This window comes from Paenibacillus sp. FSL k6-2145 (assembly GCF_037976585.1).
Lineage (GTDB): Bacteria > Bacillota > Bacilli > Paenibacillales > Paenibacillaceae > Paenibacillus.
Genome location: NZ_CP150267.1, coordinates 6,071,575 through 6,083,212, shown reverse-complemented (window position 1 = coordinate 6,083,212; position 11,638 = coordinate 6,071,575). Strand labels below are relative to the sequence as shown.

Sequence of the window (11,638 nt, the reverse complement as noted above, 5' to 3'; positions counted from 1 at the left end):
AAAGAGAGTATCCAGCCATGCGGAAGCATGAGCGAGGGTGCTCTCTTTGGTTAGTTAAGAATTAGTTGTGATTCTCAAAATGATTTTTCCTTTTTTAATAGTTGTTTGACTAGATGCATACCTATACAGTAGACTGTACATATTACAGTTTACTGTATAGGTATAAACTAAAGTGTAAAGGAGTGAGTTTATGAATCAGTACACTGCAAAGCGTATCTCAGAAATTCTTCAAGAAGATGATACTAAGATGAATCTGAGGACGGTTCGGTACTATACACAAATAGGCATGATTCCTCCGTTAGAGTTGGTAGGAAATAAAAGAGTATACACCGATAAACACATTCATTATTTTCGAGCAATTATAACTTTATCTAGAACTGGTGAGAACTTAGCATCCATCCAAGAAAAATTAAATTCTCTTTCTTTAGAGGAAGTGGAAAAAATCGGCCAATTGATGAGTTTATATAGTCCAGACCGTGTCTTGGAAAACGAAACTCTAACAATAACAGATGATGTTTCAATTACATTAAGTCCTCGAGTTTCAGCCGAATTAAAACAGAAGGTCATTGATTCTGTTTCACAGGTTTTGAAGGGGGGAATTTAATGATGCTTAATTTACGGCTGGCTAAAAAAAAGATGGAAAAAGAAGAAGGAATGAATCATTTATGGATTGAGCTCACCTATACCAATAAATTATTTGAAAATGCAATATTACGTATTCACCTCCCAAATGGTCTTTATCGAGGATTAAATTTGAATGGGAATTTTGAAACAGAAACAGGTGAAATAAAATTAGTGTCACAAGATAAAGACGTATTTATTGAGTTTTATACACAGTCCAGAATAGATTGTGATGAGGCATTGATTAATGTGGAATTATGTTATCAAAGTAGTCATCTAAATTGGAAAGGAATAAAACAGGACATAACAGTTCGCTTTGTAGACGAGGAAGATGTAGATGATGAGCATATCGATCATCAAGTCATTGAACGAGTGATGAGACTCGAAATTAATTCGTCTAGCAAGGCTGGCTCAGATAAGGAATTATTAGTTATCAGACCAAGAACGTATCAAACAAGAGACAGTGAATATGCTTATCTTGAAAAGGACTATCGAATAAACTACTAGTGGAAGAGAGCGCTCAACGTATTTTACGAATGCGTAAACTTATTGATAATGTGATTGTAAAGCACAATAACAATGGGCAGGTGATTAAAAATGGACCGAGAGGCAATCGAATTTTCCGTAGAATTCCAAGATTCTTATGGAATCATATACACTCGAGAATTGAGAGCTGAAAGTATAGCTGAAGCCAAAATTATCATTCAGAATAACTATCCTGATGTTATAGTTCGAGCAGTCACACGTATTACAGAAAATGAAAAGGAATAACTATCTGATGATCTGGAATTTAATCATTTATCAATACAAATACACACGTTGCAGAGGATTCAACTAGTGTAAAAATAAGAAGCATAACGGCGTATTTAGTAAAAATTATTTCCGTGAAAACAGCGTAATCGAGACTTTTGTTAAAGAAAAAAGGCGTTTGTGCCATTTCGTTGTCATAGGACACGGATTGACTGTGTAGTGTAGAATTATATAATAAAAGAAGCATATCTTTGTTATTCGACAGAACAAGGTGGAGGTGGAAGCATTGGGAAGTTGAAATTGCATATGAACGGCAGAATGGCTAATATCCTACATTTTCGAAGGAGGTGGACCTATTTGCCGAAGAATGACGGCGAATAGGATGAAAATTTGAGTGACCCCTTACCGAGTATTTTAAATTTAGTAATAATTGGTTTACTTGTATTAATGAATGGTTTCTTTGTGTCGGCGGAATTTGCGATGGTGAAAGTTCGTGGAAGTCGGATTGAGGCTTTGGTGGAAACAGGCAACAAAAATGCCATCTACGCTTCCAATATCGTACGTAATCTGGATGCATATCTGTCAGCTTGCCAACTAGGTATAACTTTGGCTTCACTGGGACTCGGGTGGCTAGGAGAACCGGCAATTGCACATCTGTTAGAGCCCGTGTTTACCGCATTTGGACTGGGACCAGTCTACGTTCATGGAATCTCTATTGCCATTGCATTTGTGATTATTACGATCTTGCACATTGTACTGGGAGAACTTGCTCCCAAAACGATGGCGATTCGAAAGTCTGAGACGATCACGTTGTGGTCTGCGGCTTTGCTAACGTTCTTCTACAAGTTAATGTATCCATTCATATGGGCACTGAACGGTATGGCTAACGGCTTGTTGAGACTGTTCCGAATGGCACCAGCTTCGGAGATGGACGACGCGCATAGTGAAGATGAATTACGTATTCTCATGAAAGAAAGCAATAAGAGCGGTTTAATTGATAACACTGAATTAGCACTTGTTGATAATATATTTGATTTTACGGATACAACCGCCCGTGAAATTATGATTCCGCGGACGGAAATGATCTGTCTGAACGCCAATGAGTCCATGCTGGAGAATCTGGAGATTGCCAGCGAAAGTATGCGAACAAGGTATCCGGTATATAACGGAGACAAGGATCATATTATCGGCTTTATTCACATTAAGGATCTGATGCGATCCCAACTCACGGATACTATCTCCGTAATCCGGCCCATCCTGGCTGTGCCAGACACCACGCTGATCAGTGATCTGCTCAAGCGTATGCAGCGTAGCAAGACACAGATTGCGATTCTGATTGATGAATACGGCGGAACCTCCGGGCTTGTCACACTTGAAGATATCATGGAAGAGATCGTAGGCGAGATTCAGGATGAATTCGACCAAGAACGTCCTGCCATTGAGCAAGTGGATGAGATGGAATACTCCATTGATGGATTGATGCTGATTGAAGAAGTCAGTGAACGATTTGGACTGGATATGGATCGTGCCGATTACGATACCATCGGGGGCTGGCTATACTCCAGAGTAGATGCCATACCACCTGAGGTCGGTCAATCGGTTGAGTATGGGGGTTATGTATTTGTCATTCAAGAGACAGAGCATAAGCGGATTTCCCGAGTAAATGTGATTAAGCTGGAACTGTTGGTTGAAGAAGAAGGCGCGTAAGCCGGATCGAAATTGTAACGAATGAAGCTGTATGGTGACGTAATGGTCATCGTACAGCTTCTTTTCATGCTCATGATTCTTTGGGTGCATGAAGGACAACATCAGCGTAACGGTTCTCCGTGACCAAGCTATTTTTGATATAAATTCGCTTATAAGTGACATAAACATTCTCTCCAGGAGCGAGATCATGCTGGATATTCAACTTTTTTCGAGTGGATTGGGTTGTTGTCGGTGTCTTAAAGGTGATGATGTCGTACATATCGACGAAAGTAACCTCGTAAGAATTGTAGTCCCCCACCTTAGTAGTGGATAACACCGGATTTTGCTTATATTGGGTTAGGTGATCATTCACCATACTGAGTGTTGCTGGTAACACATAAAACAGAAGTACCAGAGGCAGGAGGCAAAAAGCAATCCCGAAAACACGTAAAAATTTGACATGGGAAAGGGTTCGGCCGCTCTGCTTGAGGAAAAGAAAAGCAAGGATGGGGGACAGTACAAGTCCCCAGATCATAAAGGGCAATACATAGCGGTCAATCCCCATGCTTATCCAGCTTTCCCGAGCTGTAGCCAATAAATATATTAAGGTCCCTGCGGTAAGCGAGCTCACCAAGATAACAAGCCAACGTTTGAACGAGACGGAAACTTCGATGTGTAGTTCATTCGGATTGGAGCTTTGACGATGCCTTTTGGATTTGGATTGAAGTTTACTCAAGTTATACACCTCATTTGCAAATCTTGTTGGTTAATATGATTTCGTGTATCCATTACCCAATACATACGGGCTGGAATAATTTAGGTTTCAATCATGCTGGAGATGCAAGCAAGACAAAAGACGCTGCCGACAGAAACATCGGAGCGTCTAATTTTTTTTGAAACCTGTCACCCGATCCGTCCGTTTATACCCTTACACAAAATCAAGTATAGAAGCGGAGGATGGATCAATATGCGGAAAACAAAAACGAAGAGTGCAGCATCTATACTAAAAATAACCCTTGTTGCCTTGTTAATGGTACCAACGCTTCTGGCTATACCTACGTCTGAACCAGCCGTTGCAAGCCCGGTTATTAATGTGTCCTCTGGTGCTCTTACAGCTCCGCCGCCGCCGGAATCATCCATTCATTCGCTCGCTAACACTCGCGAACGTGGACATATCTATCAGGCGGTCGGTGCAGTCATCCCTGGGGGAGGACTGTCCGCTATCGTCAATACCAAGACCACGACATATACAGCAATGAAGACACTTTCCGTAGATTATCGACTTGAGCGTTGGACAGGAACAGCATGGGTAACTTTCAAATCCAATTCCAACACTGCAACGAATACAAACTTACTGAATGCAACATCGGATTGGACCGTTATGCCAGGATATTATTATCGCGTTACCAGTATTCATACAGTGTATGATGGAAGTACCACGGATACAAGCAAACATGTCTCTGGCACCGTGTTATTCTGATCTTATCAACGGGTGCTGCCGGGAAACTTCTGCTCTTGAAAGTCGTTGGCAATAGCAGTCATTTCTTCTTCCGAAAGGGTGCCAAACAGACTCATATTGTTGGAACCCATCATCCACTGAAAGGAGTTATAGGGTGGGCCGATATACATCAGTGCTTCCGAGCCATCCGCCAGCTTTACGGTGCTCATATCACGAAGCATGGCCCCTTCAATTTTCTCCCCAGGCATGACATAGACATAATCAAACTGGATAATCTCATCCTCTATGCTCTTGCCTTCACTGGTATATTGAACTCTCATTTGTGTGGACTCATAATAATCGTCTGGATTCACAGGGTTTTCAGTATCAAGCACGAGTTCGAATTTGACCTTGTTGAATCGCTCGGGAATGGCATTGGATAACAGAAAGTCACCCATGAACCCTTCGCGTGCGATCTCTTCCGTAACAAGTACTGGACGAAGCAGGTGGCTCGATAACTCATACGAAGGTGTATTAAGAGCTTCTTCTTCTTGTACTTTAAGAATGTCGTCTAAGCTGGTTTCCGGTGGTGGAGGCGTTTTGGCTGTTGACGGATCAGCCCCCAGATGGGTCGTGCGATCCTCAATGATAATGGATTTCATGCCATTGCCCCAATCCTTGATGGATTGTACAAAAGGGGATACCGCTTGCGTACCGGACGGCAGGCTGAAGATTACGGCTCCGATGGTCACGGACGCGGCTACGACAACTGAAAGTCGCAAGGTACGTATTCTTTTTTTACGTAAACCGATTCTGTTAATTTCCCTGTGTACCTTCTGCCAGGATTGCTGCATGGATTCGGTATGGGAGGCGGAAGGGGCAGAGACGGCCTGATGGAAAGCTTCATCAAAAGCCAGGTCAAACGCAGCGTCGAAATATTCGTCTTCCAGCTCTGAATCGAATCGCTCCACGTTTTTATCGGACTTGCCTTTGCTCAATGCTTCCACCCCATTCCTTATGTAATTTCTTCTTGATACTGCCACGGGCTCTGAACAAACGTTGCTTCACAATGTCTTCGGAGGTATCCAGCAGTTCGGCCATCTCTCGGTAGGAGAGACCTTTTTTCCACCGTAACTCCACCAGTACACGATATTCCGGTTTGAGCTGTCTGAGATAATATTCAATGGACTCTTCCATCATCTGCGTTTCTACCATGCTTTCCACGGAAGCTGCCGTCTGATTCATCGTCTCCATATCTATAAAAACACTATCCGTATCCAATTGGTTACGGTTATTTTTATTTTTTCTCAGATAATTAATAGCTGTGTTCCGTGTGACGACCTTGAGCCAGGCTTTCAGTTTGACCTCGTCTTCAAAGATAGGTTTGTTTTTAATGATTTTGATAAAAGCTTCCTGAATAATATCTTCTGCTGCAGCACGCTCCTTGATGATATAAACAATAAGACCATGTACCATATTATAATATTCATAATACACTTCTTCCTGAAGTGCAGAGCCTAAATTATGGAAATCTGAGGCTAGTAATAACTGGAGCCGATTGGCCATGATGTTCTCCTTTCTGGTGAACAATCCACAAACATTGGTATCATTACATTTTACAACATAATATGGAAACGATACAATGGGAGGTTGGTCCGGGAAAAACCAGATGAGGGAAGTGTGTATAACATGCGGGAAAGTTTGCTGAAAATTAATAAAAGGCCGTCTCACCAACCATGAATACATGGTTGCAAGACAGCCTTTTCTACTGTTCAGTGAAAATACATTACGGGAGATAACTCTCCGTGATCAGTTAGAAAGCCCAGTCTCCCTTAAGGAAGATGGCTTCACGTTCGCCGTTTGCCGTAATACCGTAAATGTCCGTCTCAGGCGAGCCCATCATGAAGTCCACATGGGTGATACTGCTGTTCATGCCACGGGCTGCAAGCTCTTCAGGAGACATCGTTTTTCCACCTTCGATATTAAATGCATAGGAACTGCCGATCGCAAGATGGCACGACGCATTCTCATCATACAATGTAGTGTAATACAGGATACCACTCTCAGAGATCGGTGAATGGAAGGGGACCAAAGCGACTTCGCCGAGGTAATGAGATCCTTCATCCATGGAAATGAGTCTTTCCAGCGTATCTTGACCTTCTTCGGCATGAAAATCAATGATACGTCCGTTCTCAAATGTGAGTGAAAAACGATCAATGATACTGCCGCCATAGCTGAGCGGTTTGGTGCTGGACACTTTGCCATTCACGCCATGTTTGGCTGGAGCGGTGAATACTTCCTCTGTCGGGATATTCGCGACAAAAGGGGTGCCTTGCTCATTCACGCTACCTGCCTGCGCCCAGATATGACCTTCTGGAAGCTCGACAGTAAGATCCGTCCCCGGTGAGAGGAAATGTAATGCTTGATACTTCTTGTTGTTCAGGGCAACGGCTTTGGTCTCCAGTCGTTCAATATGCTGTTCCCAAGCCGCTACAGGGTCCTCCAGATCGGCTCTCACCGCAGCAAAAATGGCTTCCCACAGCTGGCTAACCTGCTCGGCTGCCGGGAGATCCGGGAATACTTTGGCTGCCCAATCGGGGGAAGGATAAGCCACACCCGTCCAGCTCATTTTATCCGCCTGTTGATACTGACGGTACTTGGCCATCGCCTGGCCAAATGTACGCTGATGGGTCGAGATCCGCTCAGGGTCAATACCTTTCATCAGGTCTGGACTGGATGACAATACGGTCAGAAAGGCTGCATTATTGGCCGCTAGTTCTTCAAGCTCCGCTGCATGCCATTTCGGCGGCTCTTGGAAGGATTCCTCTGGGGCCATCTCAAACCGCAATCGATTGACGGTTTCATCTCCGTATTTTACAATCACCTGCTTGGCGCCAGCTTCATATCCCTTGCGTACCAGCAAACGTACGAATTCAGCGGTATCAATCATCGCACTGATAACAAATACTTGCCCTGGTTGTACGTTAGCACCTACTTTTACAGCAAGTTCAGCGTAACGATCCAGTTTTTGTTCAAAACTTAACATATGAGTTCCCTCCAATTGTTGAATTGTTGACCTGTTGACACAGGAAAAGAGAGGAGTAATCTCCTCTCTCCTAAATCACATCAAACGGGATTAAAATGCCCAGTTTCCTTGCAGGAAGATCGGCTCTTCCGCACCTTCGGAGGTCACGCCGTGAATGTTCATTTCTCCGGATCCAATCATGAAGTCTACATGAGTGAGACTGGAGTTCATGCCACGTTCAATCAGCTCTTCTTTGGACATCGTTTTACCACCTTCCAGACAGAAGGCATAGGCATTACCAATCGCCAAATGGTTGGAGGCATTTTCGTCAAAGAGTGTATTGTAGAACAAAATATTCGTATCCGAAATTGGTGACTGATGTGGAACGAGAGCAACTTCACCCAGGTAGTGTGCACCTTCATCCATCTCGATCAGGTTTTTGAGTGCATCCAGTCCCTGCTCAGCGGTGTAATCTACGATTCGACCGTTCTCAAATGTAAGGGAGAATCCGTCAATCAGGTTGCCGCCGTAGCTCAGTGGTTTCGTGCTGTGCACTGTACCGTTAACACCCGTTTTCAGCGGAGCCGTGAATACTTCTTCGGTAGGCATATTGGCAATAAAGACATGTCCTTGCTCATTCACACTTCCACCGGATACCCAGATATGGCCTTCTGGAAGTTCAATGGTCAAGTCTGTGCCTGGAGCTGTATAGTGAAGCTTCTTGTATTTTTTGTTGTTCAGCAGATCAGCGCGGGAATCAAGGTTTTGCAAATGGGTTTTCCATTCGGCAACAGCATCCTGCTCACCGATCCGTACTGTTTTGAAAATGACGTCCCACAGGCGATCCACTTGTTGTGCTTCTGGAAGATCCGGGAACACTTTAGCTGCCCATTCTGGAGAAGGAACGGCCACGATAGACCAGCTGAATTTGTCAGCCATCTGATAAGAACGATATTTTTCGAGCGCTTTGCCGCGCACTTTTTGGCTAGTAACAATCCGTTCCTGAGCTACACCGTTCAGCAGATCCGGATTTTCAGCGATGACGTGCAGAATAGCGGCACCTTCTTCAACGAGTTCAGTCATTTCAGCTGCAAACCATTTCGGTTCAATGGAGAAGGCTTCATCAGGTGCAAGATCGTAATGAAGACGTGTAACGGTTTCATCACTCCAGTTTACTTTGACCAATTTGGCACCTTTACCGTAAGCTGCTTTGACAATCAGTCGTACAAAATGTGCTGCCGAGATTGGAGCGTTAACCACAAGTGTCTGCCCAGGATGGACATTGACACCGACTTGTACAGCCAGTTCAGCATATTGCTGAAGATTCGTTTCAAAAGTATTCATGCTATTTTTTCCTCCAATGTGATAATAATATCGTAGCTTGTTGGCTAATATAGATGTTGTTCAAACACGTATTATAATCCTCATTACAACTATGTAAGGACTCAGAATGGTTCCTTCATTGAATAAGGTATACGTTGCTACGTTATATATTGTACAATTAACCAATAATAATTACCAAACTAGGTTTACCAGAAATGTTGGAGACCGGCTGTAGATGAAAGATTAAAGGAGAGAATGATTGTGAATATTGAAATTATAAGTGCTGAAATGCGCCGTGAAGGTGAAAAAGGATACGTGGGAAATACCGTTTACCGCACAGAAGGCGAAAAGTCAGTATATGAGATTACCTTCATGAGCAAGAACGGAAAAGATTGGGACTATAGCTTGCATTTCACGGAGCAATCCGGTGATGAAGAAGAGTTACTTCGTATGGACGAGTTGCTTGAGAATGATGACGATCTGTACAATCAATTGCTCGATGCTGCCTTGGAGGCATTTCCGGCTTAACTGGCCGAGATGTTCTTGTTCTATTGTGTTGTGTCGATGACTATACTAGACGGTGTATGCCCGAAACAGGGTGTATGCCGTCTATTTTATTGGAAATGTTGAATAGATGATCCAGAAAAGGGAAGTCTACGAGATGAATGGAACCAGAGAGACAATCCGCCTAATGGGAGGTAACCGTGAATGGCATCTGACAATCTGATTACAGAAGGGTTGACGGGACTTGAAGAAGTCGCGCCCGATATTCTCAGTCTACGTACACTATTCGTTAATGTCGTGTTCATCGGAGAGCCAGGAAGCAGGAACTGGGTCCTCGTGGACACCGGAATGGCGAGGTTCACAGATCATATTGTTCAGGTTGCAACAGAACGATTTCAAGGTCCGCCGTCTGCGATCATATTGACACACGGTCACTTCGACCATGTAGGAACGGTTATTGAGCTGGAACAATTCTGGGGTGTGCCAGTGTATGCTCATCCGCTTGAAATTCCGTATTTAACGGGATTAAAAGATTACCCCCCAGCGGACCCTTCTGTAGGTGGAGGTTTAATGTCCAGGTTGTCATTCGCTTATCCTAATGAGGCAATCAATCTGGATGATCGGATATTCAGTTTACCCAAAGATCATTCCGTTCCAGGTCTATCAGAATGGGAGTGGGTGCACACGCCAGGTCATACGCCTGGACATGTGTCGCTGTTTCGGGAAGCAGACCGTTTGTTAATTGCGGGAGACGCGATCATTACAGTGAAGCAGGAGTCGCTGTGGAGTGTGTTGCTTCAGGACAAACAGTTGCATGGCCCGCCTTCCTATTTTACAACCGATTGGCAGGCTGCTCATCAATCTGTACAGCATATAAGGCATCTGGAGCCGAAACTTGCGATTACCGGGCATGGGCATGCCTTGAGCGGAGATATGCTGAGTGAATCCTTGAAGCGGCTTGATCTGGACTTTGAAGAGAACGCTGTGCCGGATCACGGCAAATATGTGGATTAATTGAACCATCATATGAAAGACAGCAGAGACAGCCGTAACGTATTGCAGCTGTCTTTTTTGTCTTTCTATTATGAATTTGTTCTCTATCATAGATTGGTATTTTGCGCTCGGGCATGATATAGTCGAGCCGTATAATATAACCTTAGTATGCAGGAGGTACATATAACGATGACACAGCAAAATGCAGCATTTGAAGAACAATTTGGAGGGATTCCGGCCATTTGGCTTCGTTTTAATCAGTTTGAAGCGGCAGTTATTCCAAGCGTGGGTGCCAACCTCGTTGCTTTCCGTGATACAGAAAAGGGTTTCCGTTATTTGAGAGAGCCGAATCAGGATCAGATGGATGAGTTTATGGCTGCACCTGCGGTCTATGGAATTCCGATTCTTTCTCCACCGAACCGATATGAGGATGGACGTTTCCCGTGGAATGGTAAAGTCTATCAGTTGCCTGTGAACGAACCGGCTACAGGTAACCATTTGCATGGATTTTTACATGATGCCGAGTGGAAGGTCGAGGGATACGGTTCTGATCAGCTGGAGAGCTATGTGTTGCTTAGCCAGGACGTGAAAGAAGGGCATACATTCCATCAGTACCTGCCGTTTACGTTCACAGTGACGCTCCGTTATTCTTTGAGCAGCCAAGGACTTCAGCAGCAATTGATCGTCCGCAACAACGGGACTGAATATATGCCGAATTTGTTTGCATTCCACACGGCGATTGCAGTACCTTTTGCACCGGACAGTCAGGCCTCGGATTACACGGCCAAAGTTACGATTGGACAACGTCGTGAATTGAATGAGCGTTCTCTGCCAACAGGACAATTTCAACCGCTTACACCTGAGGAAGAACAATTGAAAAAAGACGGGGTTAGTCCGTTCTTTGCAGCCATGGATAATCATTACACTGCGGAGCCGCAGAATGGACGTAACTATATGGAACTTACGGATCACCGTACTGGAGACAAACTGGTATACGATGTGGGTACTTCGTACAAACACTGGATGATCTGGAACAATAACATGGGTGGCGAATTCTTCTGTCCTGAACCACAGATGAACCTGGTTAATGCTCCTAATGTTGAAGGCATTCCGGCAGAAGAAATCGGATTGATCGGTTTGGAACCAGGTGAACTATTCGAACAGAGCAGCCGATTGTATCCAATTGCGTCACAAAAATAATTCACGCTCATTTTGCGCTACGCTTACAATTTTGTCAAAAAGGTGAAAACCTGCTCGTAAATCATGTATAATATGACGAGATACACAAGCTTTGTAGA

At 44.0% G+C, this 11,638-nt stretch carries 12 protein-coding genes; 7 read left to right on the top strand and 5 right to left on the bottom strand.

The genetic code is table 11. The features are described from left to right. Positions 1-190 precede the first annotated feature (190 nt). The 3 genes from NZ043_RS26710 to NZ043_RS26700 all read left to right on the top strand — a co-directional run bounded on the left by NZ043_RS26710 (position 191) and on the right by NZ043_RS26700 (position 3,078). The gene (locus NZ043_RS26710) at positions 191-604 is read left to right on the top strand and encodes a MerR family transcriptional regulator (protein WP_091029501.1); all 414 of its coding nucleotides are present in this window, start codon (positions 191-193) and stop codon (positions 602-604) included. Further along, positions 604-1,128, top strand: coding sequence for a hypothetical protein (locus NZ043_RS26705; protein ID WP_091029504.1), 525 nt, complete (start codon positions 604-606; stop codon positions 1,126-1,128). The genes NZ043_RS26710 and NZ043_RS26705 overlap by 1 nt, the downstream gene beginning before the upstream one ends. A gap of 633 nt (positions 1,129-1,761) precedes the next feature. Further along, on the top strand, positions 1,762-3,078 hold the full coding sequence (locus NZ043_RS26700) for a hemolysin family protein (protein ID WP_339309692.1): 1,317 nt from the start codon (positions 1,762-1,764) through the stop codon (positions 3,076-3,078). Positions 3,079-3,148: 70 nt separating this feature from the next. On the opposite strand, the gene NZ043_RS26695 is transcribed toward NZ043_RS26700, so the two are convergent. Further along, entirely contained in the window at positions 3,149-3,793 is a 645-nt protein-coding gene (locus NZ043_RS26695; protein ID WP_339309691.1) for a hypothetical protein, read from the bottom strand. Between the two features lie 231 nt (positions 3,794-4,024). Here NZ043_RS26695 and NZ043_RS26690 point away from each other — a divergent pair, with 231 nt between their 5' ends. Then, positions 4,025-4,537: a hypothetical protein gene (locus NZ043_RS26690; protein ID WP_339309690.1), complete on the top strand. Its 513-nt coding sequence runs from the start codon at positions 4,025-4,027 to the stop codon at positions 4,535-4,537. 5 nt (positions 4,538-4,542) lie between these two features. Here NZ043_RS26690 and NZ043_RS26685 read toward each other — a convergent pair whose 3' ends face one another. The 4 genes from NZ043_RS26685 to NZ043_RS26670 all read right to left on the bottom strand — a co-directional run bounded on the left by NZ043_RS26685 (position 4,543) and on the right by NZ043_RS26670 (position 8,864). Continuing rightward, positions 4,543-5,493 (bottom strand): hypothetical protein, encoded by a 951-nt coding sequence (locus tag NZ043_RS26685; protein ID WP_249912508.1) that lies wholly within the window; start codon positions 5,491-5,493, stop codon positions 4,543-4,545. Beyond that, a complete protein-coding gene (locus NZ043_RS26680) occupies positions 5,471-6,061 on the bottom strand; it encodes a sigma-70 family RNA polymerase sigma factor (RefSeq protein WP_017688141.1) in 591 nt (196 codons plus the stop codon). Before NZ043_RS26680 ends, NZ043_RS26685 begins: the two co-directional genes overlap by 23 nt. Before the next feature lie 247 nt (positions 6,062-6,308). Continuing rightward, the gene (locus tag NZ043_RS26675; protein WP_091029515.1) at positions 6,309-7,541 is read right to left on the bottom strand and encodes an aminopeptidase; all 1,233 of its coding nucleotides are present in this window, start codon (positions 7,539-7,541) and stop codon (positions 6,309-6,311) included. A gap of 90 nt (positions 7,542-7,631) precedes the next feature. Further along, positions 7,632-8,864 (bottom strand): aminopeptidase, encoded by a 1,233-nt coding sequence (locus tag NZ043_RS26670; RefSeq protein WP_091029517.1) that lies wholly within the window; start codon positions 8,862-8,864, stop codon positions 7,632-7,634. A gap of 240 nt (positions 8,865-9,104) precedes the next feature. Here NZ043_RS26670 and NZ043_RS26665 point away from each other — a divergent pair, with 240 nt between their 5' ends. From NZ043_RS26665 to NZ043_RS26655, 3 genes are all read left to right on the top strand, one after another. Then, positions 9,105-9,371: a hypothetical protein gene (locus NZ043_RS26665; protein WP_074095413.1), complete on the top strand. Its 267-nt coding sequence runs from the start codon at positions 9,105-9,107 to the stop codon at positions 9,369-9,371. Positions 9,372-9,551: 180 nt separating this feature from the next. After that, positions 9,552-10,361, top strand: a complete 810-nt coding sequence (locus NZ043_RS26660) for an MBL fold metallo-hydrolase (protein WP_339309689.1) — start codon at positions 9,552-9,554, stop codon at positions 10,359-10,361. Positions 10,362-10,529: 168 nt separating this feature from the next. Next, positions 10,530-11,540, top strand: a complete 1,011-nt coding sequence (locus tag NZ043_RS26655) for an aldose 1-epimerase (protein ID WP_074095412.1) — start codon at positions 10,530-10,532, stop codon at positions 11,538-11,540. Positions 11,541-11,638 lie beyond the last annotated feature (98 nt).

Coding starts and splice junctions, on each gene's coding strand:
- NZ043_RS26710 (WP_091029501.1), top strand. CDS start 191: ATGAATCAGTACACTGCAAAGCGTATCTCAGAAATTCTTCAAGAAGAT.
- NZ043_RS26670 (WP_091029517.1), bottom strand. CDS start 8,864: ATGAATACTTTTGAAACGAATCTTCAGCAATATGCTGAACTGGCTGTA.
- NZ043_RS26660 (WP_339309689.1), top strand. CDS start 9,552: ATGGCATCTGACAATCTGATTACAGAAGGGTTGACGGGACTTGAAGAA.
- NZ043_RS26675 (WP_091029515.1), bottom strand. CDS start 7,541: ATGTTAAGTTTTGAACAAAAACTGGATCGTTACGCTGAACTTGCTGTA.
- NZ043_RS26680 (WP_017688141.1), bottom strand. CDS start 6,061: ATGGCCAATCGGCTCCAGTTATTACTAGCCTCAGATTTCCATAATTTA.
- NZ043_RS26690 (WP_339309690.1), top strand. CDS start 4,025: ATGCGGAAAACAAAAACGAAGAGTGCAGCATCTATACTAAAAATAACC.
- NZ043_RS26705 (WP_091029504.1), top strand. CDS start 604: ATGATGCTTAATTTACGGCTGGCTAAAAAAAAGATGGAAAAAGAAGAA.
- NZ043_RS26655 (WP_074095412.1), top strand. CDS start 10,530: ATGACACAGCAAAATGCAGCATTTGAAGAACAATTTGGAGGGATTCCG.